This is a genomic window from Nocardia sp. NPDC055029 (assembly GCF_053608525.1).
The window spans coordinates 1-21,792 of record NZ_JBSGVQ010000001.1 but is presented as its reverse complement, the minus strand read 5'-3'; the positions used below and the strand labels follow the sequence as shown (position 1 = coordinate 21,792).

Here is a 21,792-nt window from a genome sequence, read left to right as displayed (position 1 = left end):
CGACGCCCGGTAAGGCGATAGCATCGGCGGCTGTGGCGACCGACTTCGACATCCTGGTGATCGGTGCGGGCCAGGCGGGACTCTCGGCCGGTTACCACCTGCGCCGCCGCGGATTGGTCCCCGAACGCGACTTCCTCATCGTCGACCACGCGCCCGGCCCCGGCGGCGCCTGGCAGTTCCGCTGGCCGTCGCTGACGCTGACCACCGTGAACCGGGTGCACGATCTGCCGGGGATGTCCTTCGCCGAGACGCTGCCGCCCGGCTCGGAATCCGCACCGGCGGCCACCGCGGTGCCGCACTACTACGAACTCTACGAAAAGCGCTTCGACCTGCGGGTACGGCGGCAGGTGACGGTGCATGTCGTCTGCGATCGGACCGCCGACGGGCAGACCTGCGCCGGGCGCGGCGAGGTGCTGCACGTCGAGACCGAGGGCGCGGGGACCCTGCGCACGCGGGGGTTGATCAACGGCACCGGAACCTGGGAGCGCCCGTTCATTCCGGTGTATCCGGGCGCGGGCACGTTCACCGGTCGTCAGCTGCACACCCGCGACTACCGCACGGCCGCGGAGTTCGCCGGCAAACATGTGGTCATCGTCGGCGGCGGCATCTCGGCGGTGCAATTGCTCGACGAGATCTCGCAGGTGACGTCCACCACATGGGTCACCAGGAGCGAGCCGGTGTTCCGGTCGCTGCCCTTCCGCGAGGAGGACGGGCGCGCGGCCGTGGCCGTCGTCGAGGACCGGGTGCGTCGCGGACTGCCGCCCGGATCGGTGGTCTCGGTGACCGGGCTCCCGCTGGACGAGCGGCTGCGCGCCGCGCGTGACCGGGGCGCGCTGGCTCGGCAGCCGATGTTCGAGCGGATCGAGCCGACGGGCGTGCGCTGGGCGGACGGGCGGTTCCAGGAAGCCGATGTCATCCTGTGGGCGACCGGTTTCCGCAGCTCGCTGGACCATCTCGCGCCGTTGCGGCTGCGCGGACCCGGCGGCGGGATCACCATGACCGGTCGACTGGCCACCCAGGTCGCGGTCGATCCACGGATCCATCTGATCGGCTACGGGCCGTCGGCCAGCACCATCGGCGCGAACCGGGCGGGCCGGGCCGCGGCCGCCGAATTGACCGGCTACCTGGGGATCAGTCCAGACCGAGGCTGAGGGTGGCCGGATCGGCGCCGACCCTGGTACCCGTGTCGAGGCGGTCGATCGCCGCCATCGCCTCCGCGTCCAGCTCGAAGGAGAACACGTCGAAGTTCTCCGCGATCCGCGACGGCGTGACCGACTTGGGGATGACGATATTGCCCAGCTGCAGGTGCCACCGGATGATGACCTGCGCGGGCGTGCGGTCGAGTTCCTTGGCGAGGGTGACGATGGTCGGGTTGTCCAGCAGCGTGCCCTGACCGAGCGGGCTCCACGCCTCGGTGGCGATCGCTTGGCTGTCGTCGTAGTGGCGCAGGTCGGGCTGGGCCAGGTTGGGATGCAATTCGATCTGGTTGACCGCCGGGGTCTCGCCCGCCTCGGTGATCAGGGTCACCAGGTCGGTCACCCGGAAGTTGGAGACACCGATCGAGCGGATCCGGCCCTGTGCCTTTAGCGCCTGGAAGGCACGGAAGGTGTCGACATAGCGGCCTGCCGACGGCACCGGCCAGTGGATCAGGTACAGGTCCAGATAGTCCAGGCCCAGCCGCTGCATGCTGGCGTCGAAGGCGCGCAGCGTGCTGTCGTAGCCCTGGTCGGCGTTCCACAGCTTGGTGGTCACGTAGATCTCGTCGCGGGGGATCCCCGAGGCACGGATCGCGCGGCCTACGCCTTCCTCGTTTCCGTAGACCGCGGCCGTGTCGATGCTGCGGTAGCCGACCTTCAATGCCTCGGCCACCACGGGCGTGACGTCGTCCTCCGGCACCTGGAAGACACCGAAGCCGAGCTGCGGGATGACGTTCCCGTCGTTGAGCACGATGGTGGGAACGCGGCTGCTAGCGCTACGGAAAGTCACCTGTTCGACGGTAGAAGTGGTTCGCCGTACCGTCAACGACGCTCACCTGCGTGTTTCCCCAGCTGCGGATTCGGGTGGAAACCGGGGCGCGGGTCAGGAGACGACCCCGATCCGCCGATACCGCACCTTGCGCAGAGCCCGCAGGTCCGCCGTCGGCTGTGCGCGCAGGGCCGCGAGCTCCTCGGTGACCGCGAGGACCATCCTGCGGGCGAAGGCGACCGGCTCGTCGGCGGCGTCGGGGTGCTCGTCGACGATCCGGTCCACCACGCCGTCGGCTTGGAGATCGACCGCGCGGATACCTTGTGCCGCAGCCAGTTCCGGTGCGTGGGTGGTATCGCGGAAGACGATCGCACTCGCCCCCTCCGGCGGCAGCGGAGCCAGCCAGCCGTGTTCGGCGGCGAGTACGCGGTCGGCGGGCAGCAGCGCGAGCGCGCCGCCGCCGGTGCCCTGACCGAGGAGAATCGACACGGTGGGGGTATCCAAGGTGACCAGGTCGGCCAGGCACCGGGCGATCTCCGGGGCCAGCCCGCGTTCCTCGGCTTCCTTGGACAGGGCGGCGCCGACGGTGTCGATCACCAGCACCAGCGGCAGGCGCAGCTCGCGGGCCAGCGCCATCGCGCGCCGCGCCTCCCGCAGCGCGGCAGGGCCCATGGTGTGCTCGCCTTCCTGACCCGATCGGTCGTGACCGAAGACCACGCAGGGCTGGCCGCCGAAACGGACGAGGGCGAGCACCACCGTGCGGTCGGATTCACCCTGGCCGGTGCCGCTGAGCGGAACCCGCTGTGTCACATGGCGCAGCAGGTCGCGGATGCCCGGCCTACCAGGGTGACGGGTGCTCAGGACCGAATCCCAGGCAGTCGCAGCGGGATTCGTCGCCCTTGCCGGATTGCGAACGGGCGCCGCCCAACCCGGCTCGGCCGAGACCGGGAGGACGACACCGCTGGCGACGCTCAATGCCCGGTGCGCGATCCGGCGGAACACCTCGACGGTGACCACGCCGTCGATCACACCGTTGCGGTACAGGTTCTCCGCCGTCTGCACGCCGGGCGGAAAAGGCTTGCCGTACAACGCCTCATAGACGCGCCGACCGAGGAACCCGATCAGCGCGCCCGGTTCGGCGAAGGTGATGTGGCCGAGCGAACCCCACGACGCGAACACCCCGCCCATCGTGGGATTGCGCAGGTACACCAGATACGGATGCCCCGCCGCCTTGTGCACCGCGACCGCGCCCGCGATCTTCACCATCTGCACGAAAGCGACTGTGCCCTCCTGCATTCTGGTGCCACCCGACGTCGGTGACGCGATGAGCGGAAGCCCGAGCTCGGTAGCCCGCTCCACCGCGGACACGATCCGCTCCGCCGCCGCGACCCCGATCGACCCGGCCAGAAACGCGAATTCACAGGCGATCACAGCGACCCGGCGCCCGCGCAGCAGCCCCTCCCCCGTCAGCACCGACTCATCGGTGCCCGCGCGCCGCGCCGCGGCTATGAGTTCCCGGCGATACCGCGGGGCGACCGCGGGCTCGATCGGCGGGCGGTCCCAGCTCTGGAACGAATCGGGGTCGAGCAACTGCGCGATCAGGTCATCCGCGGACATGTGCACGCGCAGAGCCTAGCGGGCCGCCGACCGCGCCGAGGGTCACGACATCGCGACAGAACATTCGGGAATCTTGACAATGTGTTGTGTTTTTACAACACTTCTTTGTGTGAGCCCAGTCAGACGAGGGGAAACCCTCCCGATCTTCAATCGCATCGCGGTGCTCCGCGCGGAACACCGGATGAGCAGGGCGGCGCTCGCCGACGCCGTCAACGTCAACGTGCAGACGATCGGCGCACTCGAACGCGGCGACCACTATCCGAGCCTCGACCTGGCCCTGCGCATCTGCGATGTGTTCGAGCTCCCGGTCGAGGCGGTGTTCGCCCGCACCGAATTCGGCCCGCTCTCGGCCGAGCTGTACCCACGAACGAAAGGCACGCCATGACCAGCGCGACCGGACTGATCGACCGCTACCAGAACTATCGCGTCCGCCGCTGGCTGGTCCAGGAACAGCGCACCGCCGGCATGCTGAAAGGCTGGCGGCCGCAACGCCGCAGGCGAATGCTCGTGATCGGCGTGGTGACAGCACTGCTCGGCATCGCGGTGGCAGGCGTGCTGTGCGCACTGGATCTCGCCGCGGCCCCGGTCGTCGCGCTGATCGCGCTGCTGCTGTTCCTCCCGAGCTGGACGATGCTGCGCATCGCCTCCGGCGGCCAGGACCACGCACCTGACCCGATGCTCGACGAACTGGAAATCGCCGAACGCAACAAGGCGCGCTCGGTCGGCCTGGCACTCACCCAGTCTTTGACGATGCCGCCACTGGCCTACTTGATCTTCGTCAGCGCCATCGCGCCGCACGCCGACGCCTACCGCACCGCCTACGCGGGCGGCCTGATGATGCTCGCCGCCATCATGGCAGGCGGCTGCGCCCCGGCCATGATCCTCGGCTGGACCCGCCTCGACCCCGAACCGGAATCCTGAGCGGGAACGAATGCGGGGCTGCTGCCTTCATCGCGGCAGCCCCGTCTCCGGGTCAGTAGCCCTGCATGACCTTGCGCAGGGCGTACTCGGTCAAGGACACCAGGGCCTGCTTGGCTGGTTCACGGCGGCGGGCGTCGATCGACATGATCGGCACGTCGGCGGGAACCGCGAGGGCCTGGCGGATGTCCTCGAGGGGGTACTTCGGTGCGTCGTCGAACTCGTTGAGCGCCACCAGGAACGGCAGACCGCGAGCTTCGAAGTAGTCGACCGCGGCGAAGCTGTCCTCCAGCCTGCGGGTGTCGACCAGCACCACGGCGCCGATGGCGCCCTTGATGAGGTCGTCCCACATGAACCAGAACCGGTACTGGCCGGGCGTGCCGAACAGGTACAGAACCAGGTCGTCAGCGAGGCTGATCCGGCCGAAGTCCATCGCCACCGTGGTGGTCGACTTCATCGGAATGCCGGTCAGGTTGTCGATTCCGGTACTGGCGTTGGTCACCAACGCCTCGGTGCGCAGCGGAACGATCTCCGACACTGCACCGACCAACGTGGTCTTACCGACACCGAAGCCACCGGCGACAACGATCTTCGCCGAAGTCGGCTTGCTCGTGCGGGTGTCGACCTGCGCCGTCGAATCAAATACGCCGGAGTCCACTGAGAACCCTTTCGATCAGCTCGCGACGTTCATCGTCGCTGGAATCGTCTTTCAAAGTTGCCGAGACCCGGACATGACCGGCCTCGATGAGATCGGCCACGAGTACCCGCGCTACACCAATCGGGATACCCAATTGGGCAGCTATCTCGGCAACGGACGGCGATTGCCTGCACAACTCCACGATGGACGTTTCGAGGTTGTTCAGTTCGAACTGCCGCTCCATGGCGACCGGATGCGATGCAACGAGTGCCTCCAACGCCAACTCGACCGCCGGCCTGGTACGGCCGGCAGTCAAGGAGTACGGGCGGACGAGGCTGGGCTCGGCGCTCCCCATGCGGTGATCGTCTATGTCCATCCCACCATCAGGAACCCATCGTGACGCGTGGCGTGGCCTGGACGGTCTGGCCAACGCGCTCGACCAACAGAGCCATTTCGTAGCCCACCTGACCGATGTCACACGAGGTGTTGGTCAAGACGGCGAGATACGAGCCGTCGCCGACTGCCATGAGCAGTAGGTAACCGTGCTCCATCTCGACGACGGACTGCAGTACCGTACCGCCTTCGAACAGATTCGACACGCCGACGGAAAGGCTTGCCAGTCCGGCGGTCACAGCGGACAACTGCTCTGCGCGGTCGACCGGAAGCTGGGCGCTCGCGGCCATCAGCAGGCCGTCAGCCGAGACCAGGACGGCATGGGCTACGCCAGGAACCTCGTTGGCGAAGTTCGAAACCAGCCAATCCAGCTGACGGTTCGTACCACCTAGATCGGGGTTCATCGGTCTCCTTTATCTCCGGTTAGGTTCATTGCCTTCATTGCGCGGCCATCCCGGACGCCCTGCTGGTGACGACTCAAGCTGGACCTGATCGTTTCGGGATCACGTTGCGGGGTGCTGTCGGCCTTGCCGGTCACACCGCCAGGCACGAGCCTGCCGCCCGGATTGCGTTGAGGCAAGCCCGCAGCGGTACGAACCTCGGGCTGAGCCTCGCTGGCCCGGCGCGCGGCCTGCCAACCTTCGTCACCCGGTGATTCGAAGGCAGCGGCCATCTGGGACCGGTCGGAATTCTCGTCCGTGAGCCACGCCGACATCATCTCCGCGAAGATCGGCGTTCCGCCCATGACGGAATCGCCCTCCGGTGCCGGCTGCAACCTGGTCTGGAAGAACGACGCAGCCTTGACCGGATTCGACCGGTAGCTGTGCCGACCCGGATCGCGCCCTGCCGACGCAGCGTTCTCCGGTCCCGCAGGATCCCGATCCCGTTGCGGCAGCGCCACTCCCGGCCCGGCGTTCGCCTGCGGTACCACAGTAGCGCCGGGATCGCGCTGGGGCAGCGCATTCGGCGCAGCCGGACGCTGCGGCAGACCGTTCGGCGCTTCCCGCTGCGGCAGACCGGACGCGGGAGCACGCTGCGGCAGACCGTTCTCGGCGGAATCCCGCTGCGGCGCAGGGGCACCACGCTGCGGCAAGCCGTTGGCCGGACGCTGCTGCTGACCGGCCGCCGGATCCCGCTGCGGCAGACCGTTCGGCTGGGCACCACGCTGCGGCAGACCGTTGGACGGATCGCGTTGCGGCAGACCACCGGTCTGCTCACGCTGGGGCAGGCCGTTGGACGGATCACGCTGCGGGAGGCCACCGGTCTGCTCACGCTGGGGCAGCCCGTTCGACGGATCACGCTGCGGCAGACCACCGGTCTGATCGCGGTGCGGCAGGCGCGGCGCCGGATCACGCTGCGGCAGACCGTTGGACGGGGAGCGCTGCGGCAGCCCGGACGCCGGATCACGCGTCACCGGACCGGAATCACGTTGCGGCGCACCGTTGCCCGCGGGGTCCCGCTGGGGCAACCCGGTCGACGGATCACGCTGCGGCAGACCACCGGTCTGCTCACGCTGCGGGAGGCCGGTGGACGGATCACGCTGGGGTAGGCCACCCGTCTGGTCCCGCTGGGGTAGGCCACCGGTCTGGTCCCGCTGGGGCAGGCCGCCGGCCGGACGCTGCGGCAGACCACCGGCCGACGGGTCGCGCGGCGGCGCGCCGTTGGCTCCCGGCGACCGCTGCGGCAGACCACCGGCGGTGGTGTCGCGCTTCGGCGGCGCGGTGTCACGCGGCGGCTGGGCCTGATCGCGCGAGGGGGCTCCGTTGGCGCCCGGCGACCGCTGCGGCAGACCACCGGCCAGCGACTGCGGGGCACCGGCGGGCTTGGGATCGCCCGGCTGCCCCGGCGCGGGCGGTGCGCCCTGCGGACGCTGCGGCCCACCCGGTCCGCCCGGCGCGACGCTGCGCTTGGGCAGGCTGGCCGCGGCGAGCTTGCCACGCTGCGGCGCGTTGCCCTGACCGGGCGCGGCCGGACGCAGGGTCGGCGACGACTGCTCGGCGGCGTCCTGCTGCACGCCCTGGGCCATCGAGTTGCCCGGCTGACGCTGCGGCAGACCACCGGGACCGGCCGCGATCGGACCACTGCCCGGGTCGACGGTGACCATCACGTTGCCACCCGGGGTACGGGTGATCGCGCGGGTCTGCATCGTGCTCGGCTGGTTCTGCGGGTTCGGGCGCTGCGGCTGCTGCGGCGTCTGCTGCTGCGGCGTCTGCTTCTGCAGCTGCTGCGGCGCCACGACCGGGCCACCGGCGCCGGTGACGATCAGGCCGACCGGCACGTGCACCGTGACGGTGACGCCCGGATCGCGCGCGGTGTCGAAGGTCGGACGTAGCCGCACGGTCAGCCCGTGCCGCTCGGCGAGCCTGCCGACCACGAACAGACCCATGTGGCGGGCGGTGTCGGGGCCGGGCTCGGCGGTCTGCTCGAGCCTGCGGTTGATCTCCGACATCTCCTGGGGCGGCATACCGATACCGCGGTCGGCGACCTCGATCAGCATGCCCTGGTCGTGGGCCTGGGCGAAGGTGAACTTGACGTCGGTCTCCGGCGGGGAGGCGCGCAGCGCGTTGTCGAGCAGCTCGGCGAACAGGTGCGCCATATCGGAGGCGGCCGGTTCGACCAGCGAGCCACGCGGGGTCGCGCCGAGCTTGACCCGCTCGTAGTCCTCGACCTCGGAGATCGCGGCGCGCAGCACGTCGGCGATCTCGACCGGGGCCGACTTGGTCCTGCGCTGCTTGGTGCCGGCGAGGATCAGCAGGTTGTCACCGTTACGGCGCATGCGCGCCGCGAGGTGATCGAGGCGGAAGAGGTTCTCGAGCAGGCGCGGGTCCTTCTCGTCGTACTCCATCGCCTCGATGAGGGTGAGCTGATGGTCGACGAGCGACTTGGACCGGCGGGCCAGGGTCTCGAACATGTCGTTGACCTGGGAACGCATCTGCGCCTGGTCACTGGCCAGGCGCAGCGCCTGACCGTGGATGTCGTCGACGGCGCGGGCCAGCTGGCCGATCTCCTCGTCGGAGCGCACCGGCATCGGCTCGAGCGGCACGTCCTCGGGCGCGGCGCCGTTACGGAGCTGGGCGACCTCGTGCGGCAGATCGGACTCGGCGACGCGCAGCGCGGCGAGGCGCAGGCGGTGCAGCGGCACGATCATCGAGCGGGCGACGAACACGGCGAGCAACAGCGCGGCCAGGATCGTCGCGATGACGACACCGGTGTAGGACCAGGCGCCGGTCGCCGCGGTGGCGGCCAGCTCGTCCATCGCGGACTCGATGGCCTTGGTGGCCGAGTCGACGACGCCCTCGTAGCCGACGAGGCTGGTGAGGAGCGAGGTACGCAGGTCGCCGATGGGGAGTTTGCCCGCCGCCACCTCGGGGCTGCTGACCAGGTTCTGCCGGACGTCGGCCTGCGCCTTGAGGTCGGCGATCACCCGATCACCGTCGGGGAAGCGGTTGGCGAGCACGTCGAGCAGGTGCCGCTCGGTGGCGACGCCGGTGATGAAGTCCTGGGAACCCTGCGGCAGACCGCGCAGCATCCCGGAGAGGCCTGCGAGCTGGTCGACGAGAATCGAACGGGTGTTGAGCGAGTCGACCAGGCGCAGCTTGGCCTGGTCCATGACCGGGTCACTGACCTGCGCGATGGTGGTCTCGACGATGTCGACGCTGTCTTTACGCATCTGCTCGACCGAGGCCAGCGCGGGCTCGGCCGAGGAGGTGAGCGCCTTGCCCTGGCCACGCACGTTCTTGGCCTGCGAGATCATCCGCTGCAGCGCCTCGTGCGCCCGCGGAATATCCGCCAGCCTGCCGAGCGAGGACTCGGCGGCGGCGATCGCGGCGTCGAGGTCGGTGAGGTCCTTGTCGGTGACCAGGGTTACCCCAGGCCCCGCGGGGACCATCTGACTACCGGCCACCCTCGCCGAAGTAGCACTCAGCCCGGTGACCGACGGAATCGAGTCGACCTGCTCATTGATGCTCGACAGTCGGTTGGCTTCCGAGAACTCCGAGGTAATTCTCGACACGCCGAGCCCGACCGCGACCGCGAGCGGCACGGCAAGCACGGCCGTAACCTTCCAACGCAGGTCCCAGTTGCCGAGCGCCCAGCGCTTGCTGCCGGACCTAGCGGCGTCACGCATCTCCCACTCACTTTCCAAACTGGCCTCGTACCTTGAGCCATCAGCGAACCTCCACAGGCGCAATGGTGGCTCGCCAGGCGGAGCTGGCCGAGAACTGCGGCTGGCCGAGAAATTGCGTCTACGACTGCCCGAATAAGTGACAACAGATTCTAACGGATCAATAACTTCTTGGCTGACTCACGGTAGAGGTCCGCGCGATGACCTGCCCGTTCCAGGCAAAACCAAAGGTCGCGGCACCCCCTCGGGTGTCGCGTGAAGTCTGCCACAATCATCAGGATCTATCGAGCGGGCATCGAAGCGAGGCTAGGGAGTCACGGGGTTGGACACCGAACACGAGTACCGACCGGTCTATCAGACCAGTCTGGTCGACCCAGCCGACTTCTGGTCCGTCGCAGCTCAGGCCATCGAGTGGGATATCCCACCGGAGCAGATCGTCGACGCCGCCGACAAGCGCGCGGCCCGCTGGTTCCCCGACGCCCGGCTCAACACCTGCGTCAACGCGCTGGACCGGCACGTGCGGGCGGGCACCGTCGCCGACGGCGGGCACGCCGATCAGGCCGCCCTCATATATGTCTCCGCTATGACGGACACCACCACCGTCTTCACCTACGCCGAATTACTCGACGAGGTCGCCCGATTCGCGGGAGCCATGCGCGATCTCGGTGTCGTCGCCGGTGACCGGGTCGTGATCTACCTGCCGATGATCCCCGAGGCCGTGATCGCGATGCTGGCCTGCGCCCGCATCGGCGCGGTGCACTCGGTGGTGTTCGGCGGGTTCGCCGCGCCCGAGCTGGCCGCCCGCATCGACGACGCCGAACCGGTCCTGGTGGTCACCGCCTCGGGCGGCATGGAACCCAACCGCCGCATCGAGTACCCGCCGATCGTGCTGCAGGCGCTCGACCTGGCGCAGACCGCGTCGGTGCGCACGGTGATCGTCAAGCAGCGCCCGCAGTTCCCGACCATCGAGTTCCCGGCCGCGCAGCCCGCCACCGATGTGCTGCCGTCCTCGGAGCAGACCGTGGCCGCCCGCTGGGTCGACTGGGCCGCCACCGTCGCCGACGTGACACCGGCCGAGCCGGTCTCGGTCGCCGCGACCGATCCGCTCTACATCCTCTACACCTCGGGGACCACCGGGAAGCCCAAGGGCGTGGTGCGCGACAACGGCGGGCACGCGGTCGCGCTGTCCTGGTCGATGCGCAACATCTACGACGTCGGGCCTGGTCAGGTGTTCTGGGCGGCCTCCGATGTCGGCTGGGTCGTCGGCCACTCCTACATCGTCTACGCGCCGCTGCTCGTCGGCGCGACGACCGTGCTCTACGAGGGAAAACCGGTCGGCACCCCCGACGCGGGCGCGTTCTGGAAGATCATCGACGAGCACGACGTACGAGTGCTGTTCACCGCGCCGACGGCGTTGCGCGCGATCCGCCGCGCCGATCCCGAGGCGACCGCGGCCCACCGCCACGACCTATCCCGGCTGCGCGCGCTGTTCTGCGCGGGGGAGCGCCTTGATCCGGCCACCTTCGAGTGGGCGACCGGCACGCTGCTGGCCGGGTACCCCGACACCCCCGTCGTCGACCACTGGTGGCAGACCGAGACCGGCTGGCCGATCTGCGCCGACCCGCTCGGCCTGCAGGAACTGCCGGTCAAGTCAGGTTCGTCCTGCGTGCCGGTGCCCGGTTACCGGCTGCGCGTCCTCGACGCGAACGGCAACCCGGTGGCGACCGGCGTCGAGGGCAATATCGTCATCGGGCTGCCGCTGCCGCCCGGCGCGCTGACCGGCCTGTGGCGCGACCGCGACCGGTTCATCCGCTCGTACCTGTCGGCCTTCCCCGGCCACTACCTGACCGGCGACTCCGGCTACTTCGACGAGGACGGCTACCTCTACGTCCTCGGCCGTAGCGACGACGTGATCAACATGGCCGGGCATCGCCTGTCGGCGGGCAGTATCGAGGCCGCGATCGCGGGCCACGACGCCATCGCCGAATGCGCCGTGATCGGTGTCCCCGACGAGCTCAAAGGCCACCTGCCGCTGGCGTATGTGGTGCTCAAGCAGGGCATCGAGGTCGATCCCGAGCAGCTGCGCACCGAGCTCGCCGAGCGGGTGCGCGAGCAGATCGGCGCCATTGCCACCCTGCACAGCGCGATCATCGTCTCCGGTCTGCCCAAGACCCGCTCGGGCAAGATCCTGCGCAAGACGATCCGCCAGCTCACCGCGGGCGAACACGTCGAGACCCCGGCCACCATCGAGGACCCGGCGGTGCTCACCGCGCTGGCCGACCGCATCCTCGCCAATCCCCCGCTCGGCGCACCGCAGCCCGCGGCGGAGGACTCGCCGACACCCGATCTCGACGGCGACCCGGTGGCGCCGACGACCTGACCACGGCGGTCGGCGGCGCCGCGCGCCCATAGGATTGCACCGTGACCGATCGTGCTGCCTCTACTGTCCTGGTCGTCGACGACGACGAGGATGTCCTCGCCTCGGTCGAACGTGGCCTGCGACTGTCCGGGTTCCAGGTGCTGGTTGCCCGCGACGGCGCCGCGGCGCTGCGCGCGGTGTCCGAGCGCGCGCCCGACGCCGTCGTCCTCGACATGAACATGCCGGTGCTCGACGGCGCGGGCGTTGTGACGGCATTGCGCGCGATGGGCAACGACGTGCCGATCTGCGTGCTCAGCGCCCGCGCCTCGGTCGACGACAGGATCGCCGGCCTCGAGTCCGGCGCCGACGACTACCTGGTGAAGCCGTTCGAGCTGGCCGAACTGGTTGCCAGGATCCGCGCCCTGCTGCGCAGGCGCACCGACGTGCCGGAGCAGGCAGCGCCCGGCGCGATCACCGTCGGCCCATTGCAGATCGACGTGGCCGGCTACCGAGCGCTGTTGCACGGCAAGGAAATCGAGCTCACCAAACGGGAATTCGAATTGTTGTCGACGCTGGCCAGGAATGCGGGTGTGGTGTTGACGCGGGAACGACTACTGGAATTGGTGTGGGGTTACGATTTCATAGCCGATACGAATGTCGTCGACGTGTTCGTCGGATACCTGCGACGCAAACTCGAAATAGATGACACGCCAAGGATTTTGCACACCATTCGCGGCGTCGGGTTCGTGCTCCGGGAACCGAAATGACCGAGCCCCCGCCGAAACGCCGTCGGAGACAATCGTTTTCGCTGCGAACCAGAGTCGCGGGCGCGGCCGCGGCTGGTGCCGTCATCATCGTTACGATCGCCGCGTTCGTGGGTTTCCAGGCGATCGAACGCAACAATGTGACCCAGACCGATCAGCAGCTCGAGATCGCCTCGCGCATCGTGCTGATCGAGCCGGTATTGGCGACCGGCTTCGTCAACCTGACCGGCTTGCAGACCACGATGGCGCTCACCGTGCGCGACAACGGCCAGGTGACCGCGTCCAGCTCGACCCAGCTGCCAGATCTGCCGCCGGGCTCGCAGACCGTCGAGGTGAACGACCAGCCGTACCGGGTACTCACCACCACGGAGAACCAGCCCGCAGGACGCACCGTCTCCCTCGCTATCCCGACCACCGAGTCGGCCAAGGCCACCGCCGACCAGCAGCGCTGGGTGCTGGCGGGCGCGGCGATCGCGGTGGCGGCGGCAGCGGCGCTCGGCTGGCTGCTCGCCGGGCGCGCCGTCGGCCCGATCGTGAAGCTGACCAAGCAGGTCTCGGAGCGCAGCGCCTTCGGTGACCCGGACAACCCGGCCCAGCCGGTTGACGGTTCCGGTGTCGACGAGGCGGTGAAGCTGGCCGACGCGGTCAACACCATGCTGGCCCGCGTCGACGAGGCACAGGCCGAGACCGCCGCCGCGCTGGAGACCGCCCGCGACTTCGCCGCCGTCTCCGCGCACGAACTGCGCACCCCGCTGACCGCGATCCGCACCGATCTCGAGGTCCTGCGCACCCTCGACCTCACCGACGAGCAGCGCCGCGAGATCCTCGACGACCTCGCCCGCAACGAGACCAGGGTCGAGACCACCCTCACCGCGCTGGAACGCCTGGCCCGCGGCGACCTCACCGCCGAAGCCGACCACGTCCCCACCGATGTCGCCGATCTGTGCGATCAGGCCGCCCACGACGCCATGCGCCACAATCCGGGCCTGTCGGTGCGGATCGATACCGACGCCGAGCTCGTCACCCGCGGGCTGCCCGCGGGGCTGCGCCTCGCCGTCGACAACGCGCTGACCAACTCTGTGAAACACGGCGGCGCCACCCACGCCGTCGTCTCGGCGCATCGCACCCCGGACGATCACATCGTCATCGCCGTCGACGACAACGGCACCGGCGTGCCCGTCGCCGAGCGTGACTCGGTCTTCGCCCGCTTCGCCCGCGGCACCAATGCCAGCAAGGGCGGCTCCGGCCTCGGCCTGGCGCTGGTGGCCCAGCAGGCCCAGCTGCACGGTGGACGGGCCTATTTCGAGGACAGCCCACTCGGCGGCGCGCGCCTGGTGCTCGACCTGCCGGTCCGCCACACCCCCTAGACAGCGAAAAGCCCCGCACCCGTGTGACACGGATGCGGGGCCGAATTCACTTGCCTGGCAAACGTTCAGCCATCGAGCGGCGGAACGCGGAGTCCCCGAGGGATCAGGGCAGGACCTGCGGGACCGACTCCGGGATGACCAGGCCGATGACCGCACCGATCACGGCGCCGGTCAGGGCGGTGGAGATCACCGACGGGATGGCGCAGAAGACGTAGCCGATGATGAACGCGGCCAGGGCGGGCACACACATGATCGCGGCGGCGATCGCACCGATGGTCGCGCCGGCGGCGGCACCGTTCTGGACCGGGTCGTGGTTGGCCTTCGACGGGTCGGTGGCGATGTTCTTCAGCTCGGTGCTGGTGTCGGCCGACAGCTGCGGGGCCATCGACAGGGTCTTGCCGTCCTCGGAGACCACCGAGGCGATCGCGACGGCGTTGCCGTCGACGGTGTTGAGCTTCAGCGGGACCTCACCCACGGTGACGCCGGCGGCGGACACCACGGTGACGGCGTCGGGGGTGACGACGAACCGGGCGTTGTCGACGGTCGCGGAGATGGTGCGCAGGTCCGGCGAGACGACGGTGCGGAAGTCGACGCCATCGGCGGCACCGGCACTGGACAGGCCGGTGGCGATCTGCGCCTGGCGCTCGGTGTCGATGTCAGCGGCGGCGGTGCCCGCGGTGACCAGCGAGGTGGCCACGGCCAGCGGCAGCGCGGCGACGAGCACACGACGGCCGACGCGAGTGATGTTGCGGTGGAACATGTTCGATGTCTCCCTCCCGATGCCCCCGGCGAATCCCCGAACCCCCCGGACGAATCGAAAAAATTCTCGATGTCGATTGACTCGAGATTTGTACCGGACAGATCGAGCCCATGGAAGACACTGTGACGCAAGCCATATCGGCAAGGGGTTTCGCAGTCCCGGTGACCGGGAAACGCCATCTCCGGCATACCGGCAGTTACCCAGCGCCGCCTTCCTCACCGAACTCTCAGACATCTCCCACGACCCGGCGTGAACTCTGCCGATACCGTCGGCGCCGTGATCGGAAAACGTACTCGTGCCGCCTGTCTCGTCGCTGCTGTCGCGCTGACGGGCGGTGGTATCGCCGCGTGCGCGGGCGCAGGCGACACCCCTACCGGATTCGCGTTGGTCAATGCCGATACCGGGCCGACCGGGGATCGCGTCGCGGCGGCCGTGCGAGAGGCGGGCGGCTACGAGTGGACGGTCGCGAAACCGGGTGAGATCGACCCGGCCGATTACGCCGCGGTGATCACCCTGCCCGCGGACCTCACTTCCTCGATGGCCACGCTGGCCTCGCCGGAACCCAAGCGCGCCAAGGTCACCGTCACCGCGCACGAGGGTGCGGACGAGGGCACGGTGAACGGCGCTGTCGCCGCGGTGACCCACCGGATCGGCGCCTCCGGTGTCGACGCCGCGCTCGCCGCGGTCTCGCAGGCGCGCAATCAGATGACCTCGGTGCAGTTCACCGCGCAACTGCTGAGCGCGGGGGTGAACGCGGCCGCGGGCAGCGCCGACCAGTTCAGTGGCGGTGCGCAGGAGATGCTCGGCTTCCTCGACTTCGCGAAACAGGGTGCGGGAGAACTCACCTCGGCCATCGAGCTGCTGAATCAGACCGTGGACGGCGCGGCCGCGCAGGCGAACCAGCTCGCCGACGCACTCGGCGCGACGGGTGTCACCATCGCGGGCGTCGAGCGCAGCGCCACCGCCCTGGGCACCGGCCTCGACCAGATCCTGCCGCTGCTGCGCGCGCTGCCGTTCGCGAACGATCCCCAGCTGACCGACATCATCACCAAACTCGAAGCGCTGCGCGGCATCTCGAGTCAGGCGGGCACCCAGCTGACCGGCCTCGCCGAATTGACCGGCGCCGCCGTCGATCCCGATACCGACCTCGGCACCCTGCTGCGCACCGTCGTCGCCCGGCTCAACAGCGCCCGCGACCAGCTCACCCAGGGCGCCGAACTCGCCAAGGGCCTGCCCACCCTCGCCGAACAGGGCGGCGCCCAGATCGCCTCCGCGATCGAACAGATGACCACCGGCGTCGGCGCCCTCCAGAACATCGTCGGCAACCTGAACACCCAGACCGGCAAGGCACTGGAGGCCCTCCCCGCCCGCGGCTCCGCCCAGAACTCCGCCCTCGCCCTCGCCCTCACCGACCCGGTCGAGGTCGTCCGGGAGTGACGCCGCGCAGACAACTGTGGCCGGGTTCCGATCGGAACCCGGCCACAGTGTTTGTTCAGCAGGTCAGTTCGCGGCGAGCAGGTCGATGACGAAGACCAGGGTCTTGCCGGACAGGTTGTGGCCCGCGCCTGCGGGGCCGTAGGCGAGCTCCGGCGGGATGGTCAGCTGACGGCGGCCGCCGACCTTCATGCCGGGGATGCCGTCCTGCCAGCCCTGGATCAGGCCGCGCAGCGGGAAGACGATGGATTCGCCACGGTCCCACGAAGAGTCGAACTGCTCGCCGGTGTCGAACTCGACGCCGACGTAGTGCACCTCGACGGTGCCACCGGGCACCGCTTCGGCGCCCTCGCCCTCGACGAGGTCTTTGATCACGAGTTCGGTGGGCGCGGGGCCCTCCTGGAAATCGATCACCGGCTTGGTCATTCGGCTATCTCCTTCGATAGTTTCAGTGCGGGCTAACGACCGGCGATGTCGCGGTAGTCACGCTCACCGTAACCGGTGTAGATCTGGCGCGGGCGGCCGATCTTGAGCGGCTCGGAGTGCATCTCACGCCAGTGGGCGATCCAGCCGGGCAGGCGGCCCATGGCGAAGAGCACGGTGAACATGCGGGTCGGGAAGCCCATGGCCCGGTAGATGACGCCGGTGTAGAAGTCGACGTTCGGGTACAGGCGACGCGAGACGAAGTAGTCGTCGGTGAGGGCGACCTCTTCGAGCTGCTTGGCGATGTCGAGCAGCTGGTCGTCGCCGCCGATCTTCGACAGGATCTTGTCGGCGGCCTGCTTGACCAGGGTCGCGCGCGGGTCGTAGTTGCGGTAGACGCGGTGCCCGAAGCCCATGAGCTTCACGCCGTCTTCCTTGTTCTTGACCTTGCGGATGAATTCCTTGACGTCGCCGCCGTTGGCCTTGATCTCGTCGAGCATCTCGAGCACGGCCTGGTTGGCGCCGCCGTGCAGCGGGCCCCACAACGCGTTGATGCCACCGGACACCGAGGTGAACAGGTTGGCGTCCGACGAGCCGACGAGGCGCACGGTCGAGGTGGAGCAGTTCTGCTCGTGGTCGGCGTGCAGGATCAGCAGCATGTCGAGCGCGGCGGCGATCTCGGGGTCGACCTCGTAGGGCTCGGCCGGGAAGCCGAAGGTCATCCGCAGGAAGTTCTCGACCAGCGACAGCGAGTTGTCGGGGTAGAGGAACGGCTGGCCGACCGACTTCTTGTACGAGTAGGCCGCGATGGTGGGCAGCTTGGCCAGCAGGCGGATGGTGGACAGCTCGACCTGCTCGGGGTCGCGCGGGTCCAGCGAGTCCTGGTAGTACGCCGACAGCGCGTTCACCGCGGACGACAGCACCGGCATCGGGTGCGCGTTGCGCGGGAAGCCGTCGAAGAACCGCTTCAGGTCCTCGTGCAGCAGGGTGTGGCGGCGGATGCGATCGGTGAAGTCGTCGAGCTGGGCCTGGGTCGGCAGCTCGCCGTAGATGAGCAGGTAGCTGACCTCGATGAAGGTCGAGCGGCCGGCCAGCTGGTCGATCGGGTAGCCGCGGTAGCGCAGGATGCCCGCTTCACCGTCGATGTAGGTGATGGCCGACTTGGTCGACGCGGTGTTCATGAAACCGGGGTCATAGGTGACGTAACCGGTGCTGGCCAGCAGCTTGCCCAAGTCGAGTCCGTCGTTGCCCTCCGCGGCCGTGGTGACCGAGATCGGGAACTCGCCACCGGGGTACTGCAGTACCGCCTTGGCGTCTTCGGCGACGTTGGTGATGTTCTCAGCGGGCACGGAAGGATCCCTCTCAGGCTAGAACCGTAGGCACCGATGCGGTCGGCACGCGGTGCACTTGCGCTAACGCTAGCTGTTGTTCGGAGCAGACAAGCAATCAGGGTTGTCCTGCGCTGTTCTCACACCGGGGCCGATCGACGGTGAGGTCTGCGGGCATGCGGCGACCTGCGCCGATCCCCTGTTCGCCGCCGTCGCGAGCCGCTGTCGGCCGCCGCGGGAAGACATGCCGGGCGCGGACCGGCAATCAACACGTATTCCCTTCTCGCACAGTTCATTTCACCAATGATTCGGAGTGCGCGCGGGTCACCTGGTAGCGCACGAAGGCGGGGAAGGCGAGCGCGGCCAGCGCCACCCCGATCACCACCAGGACACCGCCACCCGCGGCAGCTACAGCGGTACCCAGGCTCGCCGCGGCGAAACCGTGGGCAACATCACCGATCCGCGGCCCACCTGCGACAACCACGATGAACACGCCCTGCAGCCTGCCGCGCATCTCGTCGGTGGAGACGTTGAGCAACATCGCCGTGCGCAGCGCCGCCGAGATCATGTCGACCGCGCCGCCCAGCGCGAGGAAGGCCACCGCGATCCACAGCCACACCCCCAGCCCGAACACGTGCCCGGCAAGGCCGACCGCGACGCCGAACCCCACCATCGCCACGCCCCACGCCGCGATGCACACGATCACCGCCAGGCCCTGCCTGCGGATGCGCGGCACCCAGCCGGAGAAGACACCGCCGAGCACCGCGCCCGCCGAGATCGCCGCGAACAGCAGGCCGAGCGCCACACCGCCCTCGGCCGGATCGTGGAAGGTCTCGTGCGCGATCTGCGGGAACAGCGCGCGCGGCATGCCGAACACCATCGCGATGATGTCGACGACGAAGGAGGCGAGCAGGATCCGCTGCCCGGTGAGATAGCGGAAACCGTCGACGACGGCGCGCAGCCCAGCCCGACGCTGGTCGCCGGTCGGCGGGAACGCGGGCAGCTTCCACACCGCCCACACCGTCGCCAGCAGGGCGATCGCGTCGATCAGATACAGCGTCGGCAGGCCGAGCACCGGGATGAGCAGACCCGCCAGCACCGGACCGGCGATCATGCCGACGTTCTGCACGGTCATGCTCAGCGAACTGGCCGCGGCGATCTGCTCCGGCGGCAGCAGCCGCGCGATGGCCGCGCTGCGGGTGGGCTGGTTGACCGCGAAGAACGCCTGCTGGGCGGCGAACAGGGCGAGCACCAGCCACACGTTGGTCATCCCGAGCGCGGCCTGCGCCCAGAACGCCACCGCGGTCGCGCCGGTGCCCGCCGTGGTGATGATCAGCAGCGTGCGCCGATCCATGACATCGGCCAGCGCGCCGCCCCACAGCCCGAACACGACCAGCGGGACCAGGCCGAACAGGCCGGCCAGGCCGACATAGCCGGAGCTGCCGGTGATCTGGAAGATCTGCTGCGGAACCGCGACGACCGAGAGCTGCGCACCGATGACGGTGACGATGTTGGTGGTCCAGAGCCTGCGATAGTCGGGATTGCGCAGGGGTTCGGTATCGGCGAGCAACTTCACTCGCCGCAGATTAACCATCACCGCGCGATCGGAGAACGGTTACGCGCGGTGACTTACCCCACCACTCGTTAGGGCTGCAAACGTTCCACGGTTGTGCCTGTGCCCTCGATCCGCACGACGATCCGGTTGTGCAGCCTGCCCCGCCTGCCCTGCCAGAACTCCACCTCGTCGGGCCGCAGGAGGTACCCGCCCCAGAACGGCGGCACCGGGATGTCGTCGACGTCGGCGAAGCGGGCGGTGGTCTCGGCCAGCGCCCGGTCCAGCTCGGCGCGCGAAGACACGGGCCGCGACTGCTGCGAGGCCCAGGCCCCGAGCCGCGCGTCGCGTGGCCGCGCCTGCCAGTAGGCCGCGGTCACCTCGGCCGACACCCGCTCGGTCACCCCGCGCACGTGGACCTGCCTGGCGAGCGCGGGCCAGACGAAGGAGGCCGCGGCGTACGGATCGGCGGCGAGCTGGTTGCCCTTGGCCGAGTCGTAGTTCGTATAGAAGGTGACGCCGTCGGGTGAGAGGCCCTTGCACAGGACGGTGCGCGCGACCGGGCGCGGAGCCGGGCCCGTCAGCGCGACCGTGGCCAGCACCATCGCATTGGGTTCGGCGACGCCGAGACCGCGCGCCTGCTCGATCCAGCGGCGCAGCAACGGTTCCCAGCCACCCGCCACCCAGGACTCGTCGAGATCGGCTTCCTCCGGCACCGGCAGGTGGACTCCGTAGTCGACGCGCATGGCGGCGAGGTCGGCCGCGGTCGCGGGTTCCTGGTCACGCATGAGCACAGACGGTACGCCGCAGGGGCGACGCTACTACCCGGTATCCCCAGGGCTATGGTTCAGAAAGATCGGCATGCCCCTGCAAGGAGAGTCACCATGACTACCAGCTCGGTACCACAGGATTTCGTCAGCGGATTGGAAGGCGTGGTGGCCTTCACCACCGACATCGCCGAGCCGGACAAGGACGGTGGGGCGCTCCGATATCGCGGCGTCGACATCGAGGATCTGGTCGCCAACCGGGTCACCTTCGGTGACGTGTGGGCCCTGCTCGTCGACGGCCAGTTCGGCCACGGCCTGCCGCCCGCCGAGCCCTTCCCGCTGCCGGTGCACACCGGTGACGTACGCGTCGACGTGCAGGCGGGCTTGGCCATGCTCGCCCCGATCTGGGGCTACGAGCCGCTGCTCGACATCGACGACGAGACCGCCCGCGAGAACCTGGCCCGCGCCTCGGTGATGGCGCTGTCCTACGTCGCGCAGTCCGCGCGCGGCATCTATCAGCCCGCCGTCCCGCAGCGCAAGATCGACGAGTGCACCACCGTCACCGAGCGGTTCATGACCCGCTGGAAGGGTGACCCCGACCCGCGCCATACCGAGGCGATCGACGCCTACTGGGTCTCGGCGGCCGAGCACGGCATGAACGCCTCCACCTTCACCGCCCGCGTCATCGCCTCCACCGGTGCCGATGTGGCGGCCTCGCTGTCCGGCGCGATCGGCGCCATGTCCGGCCCGCTGCACGGTGGCGCTCCCGCCCGCGTGCTCCCGATGATCGAGGCCGTCGAGCAGAGCGGCGACGCCCGCGCGCTGGTCAAGGGCATCCTGGACCGCAAGGAGAAGCTGATGGGCTTCGGGCACCGGGTCTACCGGGCCGAAGACCCGCGCGCCCGCGTGCTGCGCGCCACCGCCAAGCGCCTCGACGCGCCCCGCTACGAGGTGGCGGCCGCGCTGGAGCAGGCCGCGCTCGCCGAGCTGCGTGAGCGTCGTCCGGACCGGGCGATCGAGACCAATGTCGAGTTCTGGGCCGCGGTGATCCTGGACTTCGCCGAGGTGCCCGCGCACATGATGCCCGCGATGTTCACCTGTGGCCGGACCGCGGGCTGGTGCGCGCACATCCTGGAGCAGAAGCAGCTGGGCAAGCTGGTGCGCCCGGCCGCGATCTACACCGGGCCGGGCCCGCGTACGCCGGAGGAAGTCGCCGGCTGGTCCACCATCGCGCGGGACTGAGCTCCCCTCGTATCTGACCGGGCGCCGGTCGGCACAGTGTGTGCCGACCCGGGCCCCGCGCGTAATCGGCGAAAGGTGGCCGGCCCAAATAGGGGGGCCAAGGACCCGGGTGAACACCGTTAGCACCCAAACCCCCTGGGAGG

At 69.2% G+C, this 21,792-nt stretch carries 19 protein-coding genes; 8 read left to right on the top strand and 11 right to left on the bottom strand.

Going from position 1 to position 21,792, the window contains the following annotated elements; genetic code table 11:
- The first annotated feature begins 32 nt into the window (after window positions 1-32).
- The gene (locus tag ACWF9G_RS00095) at window positions 33-1,151 is read left to right on the top strand and encodes an NAD(P)-binding domain-containing protein (RefSeq protein ID WP_379309777.1); all 1,119 of its coding nucleotides are present in this window, start codon (window positions 33-35) and stop codon (window positions 1,149-1,151) included.
- On the opposite strand, the gene ACWF9G_RS00090 is transcribed toward ACWF9G_RS00095, so the two are convergent.
- The gene (locus ACWF9G_RS00090; RefSeq protein ID WP_379309776.1) at window positions 1,132-1,986 is read right to left on the bottom strand and encodes an aldo/keto reductase; all 855 of its coding nucleotides are present in this window, start codon (window positions 1,984-1,986) and stop codon (window positions 1,132-1,134) included. The genes ACWF9G_RS00095 and ACWF9G_RS00090 overlap by 20 nt on opposite strands.
- Window positions 1,987-2,079: 93 nt before the next feature.
- Window positions 2,080-3,582 (bottom strand): carboxyl transferase domain-containing protein, encoded by a 1,503-nt coding sequence (locus ACWF9G_RS00085; protein WP_452512924.1) that lies wholly within the window; start codon window positions 3,580-3,582, stop codon window positions 2,080-2,082.
- 109 nt (window positions 3,583-3,691) lie between these two features.
- Between ACWF9G_RS00085 and ACWF9G_RS00080 the strand changes: the two genes are divergently transcribed.
- Window positions 3,692-3,967, top strand: coding sequence for a helix-turn-helix transcriptional regulator (locus ACWF9G_RS00080; RefSeq protein WP_452512482.1), 276 nt, complete (start codon window positions 3,692-3,694; stop codon window positions 3,965-3,967).
- Entirely contained in the window at window positions 3,964-4,503 is a 540-nt protein-coding gene (locus ACWF9G_RS00075; RefSeq protein ID WP_452512480.1) for a hypothetical protein, read from the top strand. The genes ACWF9G_RS00080 and ACWF9G_RS00075 overlap by 4 nt, the downstream gene beginning before the upstream one ends.
- A 52-nt stretch (window positions 4,504-4,555) precedes the next feature.
- Here the strand turns inward: ACWF9G_RS00075 and ACWF9G_RS00070 are convergent, their stop codons facing one another.
- The 4 genes from ACWF9G_RS00070 to ACWF9G_RS00055 are packed head-to-tail and all read right to left on the bottom strand — an operon-like array spanning window position 4,556 to window position 9,656.
- Window positions 4,556-5,158 (bottom strand): GTP-binding protein, encoded by a 603-nt coding sequence (locus ACWF9G_RS00070; RefSeq protein ID WP_378852141.1) that lies wholly within the window; start codon window positions 5,156-5,158, stop codon window positions 4,556-4,558.
- Window positions 5,139-5,513 carry a DUF742 domain-containing protein gene (locus ACWF9G_RS00065; protein WP_019044950.1) on the bottom strand — a complete coding sequence of 125 codons (375 nt, stop codon included), beginning with the start codon at window positions 5,511-5,513 and terminating at the stop codon, window positions 5,139-5,141. Before ACWF9G_RS00065 ends, ACWF9G_RS00070 begins: the two co-directional genes overlap by 20 nt.
- Window positions 5,514-5,520: 7 nt before the next feature.
- Window positions 5,521-5,934, bottom strand: coding sequence for a roadblock/LC7 domain-containing protein (locus ACWF9G_RS00060; protein ID WP_011207200.1), 414 nt, complete (start codon window positions 5,932-5,934; stop codon window positions 5,521-5,523).
- Window positions 5,931-9,656: an ATP-binding protein gene (locus ACWF9G_RS00055; RefSeq protein ID WP_452512479.1), complete on the bottom strand. Its 3,726-nt coding sequence runs from the start codon at window positions 9,654-9,656 to the stop codon at window positions 5,931-5,933. The genes ACWF9G_RS00060 and ACWF9G_RS00055 overlap by 4 nt, the downstream gene beginning before the upstream one ends.
- 319 nt (window positions 9,657-9,975) lie before the next feature.
- On the opposite strand from ACWF9G_RS00055, the gene ACWF9G_RS00050 reads away from it, so the two are divergent.
- The 3 genes from ACWF9G_RS00050 to ACWF9G_RS00040 all read left to right on the top strand — a co-directional run bounded on the left by ACWF9G_RS00050 (window position 9,976) and on the right by ACWF9G_RS00040 (window position 14,143).
- Window positions 9,976-12,033 carry an AMP-binding protein gene (locus ACWF9G_RS00050; protein WP_452512477.1) on the top strand — a complete coding sequence of 686 codons (2,058 nt, stop codon included), beginning with the start codon at window positions 9,976-9,978 and terminating at the stop codon, window positions 12,031-12,033.
- A gap of 41 nt (window positions 12,034-12,074) precedes the next feature.
- Complete coding sequence (locus tag ACWF9G_RS00045) at window positions 12,075-12,779, top strand: response regulator transcription factor (protein ID WP_452512475.1); 705 nt, start codon at window positions 12,075-12,077, stop codon at window positions 12,777-12,779.
- Between the two features lie 107 nt (window positions 12,780-12,886).
- Entirely contained in the window at window positions 12,887-14,143 is a 1,257-nt protein-coding gene (locus ACWF9G_RS00040) for a sensor histidine kinase (RefSeq protein WP_452512473.1), read from the top strand.
- Window positions 14,144-14,246: 103 nt separating this feature from the next.
- Here ACWF9G_RS00040 and ACWF9G_RS00035 read toward each other — a convergent pair whose 3' ends face one another.
- Window positions 14,247-14,903, bottom strand: a complete 657-nt coding sequence (locus ACWF9G_RS00035; RefSeq protein ID WP_379309771.1) for a hypothetical protein — start codon at window positions 14,901-14,903, stop codon at window positions 14,247-14,249.
- 276 nt (window positions 14,904-15,179) lie between these two features.
- On the opposite strand from ACWF9G_RS00035, the gene ACWF9G_RS00030 reads away from it, so the two are divergent.
- Window positions 15,180-16,340: a YhgE/Pip domain-containing protein gene (locus ACWF9G_RS00030; protein ID WP_379309770.1), complete on the top strand. Its 1,161-nt coding sequence runs from the start codon at window positions 15,180-15,182 to the stop codon at window positions 16,338-16,340.
- 63 nt (window positions 16,341-16,403) lie between these two features.
- On the opposite strand, the gene ACWF9G_RS00025 is transcribed toward ACWF9G_RS00030, so the two are convergent.
- The 4 genes from ACWF9G_RS00025 to pdxH all read right to left on the bottom strand — a co-directional run bounded on the left by ACWF9G_RS00025 (window position 16,404) and on the right by pdxH (window position 20,428).
- Window positions 16,404-16,763: an FKBP-type peptidyl-prolyl cis-trans isomerase gene (locus ACWF9G_RS00025; RefSeq protein ID WP_452512470.1), complete on the bottom strand. Its 360-nt coding sequence runs from the start codon at window positions 16,761-16,763 to the stop codon at window positions 16,404-16,406.
- A 32-nt stretch (window positions 16,764-16,795) separates the two neighbouring features.
- A complete protein-coding gene (locus ACWF9G_RS00020; RefSeq protein WP_379309768.1) occupies window positions 16,796-18,109 on the bottom strand; it encodes a citrate synthase in 1,314 nt (437 codons plus the stop codon).
- A gap of 271 nt (window positions 18,110-18,380) precedes the next feature.
- A complete protein-coding gene (locus ACWF9G_RS00015; protein ID WP_452512922.1) occupies window positions 18,381-19,682 on the bottom strand; it encodes an MFS transporter in 1,302 nt (433 codons plus the stop codon).
- A 50-nt stretch (window positions 19,683-19,732) separates the two neighbouring features.
- Entirely contained in the window at window positions 19,733-20,428 is a 696-nt protein-coding gene (gene pdxH / locus ACWF9G_RS00010; RefSeq protein WP_452512468.1) for a pyridoxamine 5'-phosphate oxidase, read from the bottom strand.
- 96 nt (window positions 20,429-20,524) lie between these two features.
- On the opposite strand from pdxH, the gene ACWF9G_RS00005 reads away from it, so the two are divergent.
- On the top strand, window positions 20,525-21,649 hold the full coding sequence (locus ACWF9G_RS00005; protein WP_379309765.1) for a citrate synthase 2: 1,125 nt from the start codon (window positions 20,525-20,527) through the stop codon (window positions 21,647-21,649).
- The last annotated feature ends 143 nt before the right edge of the window (window positions 21,650-21,792 follow it).

Coding starts and splice junctions, on each gene's coding strand:
- ACWF9G_RS00085 (WP_452512924.1), bottom strand. CDS start 3,582: ATGTCCGCGGATGACCTGATCGCGCAGTTGCTCGACCCCGATTCGTTC.
- ACWF9G_RS00075 (WP_452512480.1), top strand. CDS start 3,964: ATGACCAGCGCGACCGGACTGATCGACCGCTACCAGAACTATCGCGTC.
- ACWF9G_RS00065 (WP_019044950.1), bottom strand. CDS start 5,513: ATGGACATAGACGATCACCGCATGGGGAGCGCCGAGCCCAGCCTCGTC.
- ACWF9G_RS00060 (WP_011207200.1), bottom strand. CDS start 5,934: ATGAACCCCGATCTAGGTGGTACGAACCGTCAGCTGGATTGGCTGGTT.
- ACWF9G_RS00055 (WP_452512479.1), bottom strand. CDS start 9,656: ATGCGTGACGCCGCTAGGTCCGGCAGCAAGCGCTGGGCGCTCGGCAAC.
- ACWF9G_RS00035 (WP_379309771.1), bottom strand. CDS start 14,903: ATGTTCCACCGCAACATCACTCGCGTCGGCCGTCGTGTGCTCGTCGCC.
- ACWF9G_RS00025 (WP_452512470.1), bottom strand. CDS start 16,763: ATGACCAAGCCGGTGATCGATTTCCAGGAGGGCCCCGCGCCCACCGAA.
- ACWF9G_RS00015 (WP_452512922.1), bottom strand. CDS start 19,682: ATGGTTAATCTGCGGCGAGTGAAGTTGCTCGCCGATACCGAACCCCTG.
- pdxH (WP_452512468.1), bottom strand. CDS start 20,428: ATGCGTGACCAGGAACCCGCGACCGCGGCCGACCTCGCCGCCATGCGC.
- ACWF9G_RS00005 (WP_379309765.1), top strand. CDS start 20,525: ATGACTACCAGCTCGGTACCACAGGATTTCGTCAGCGGATTGGAAGGC.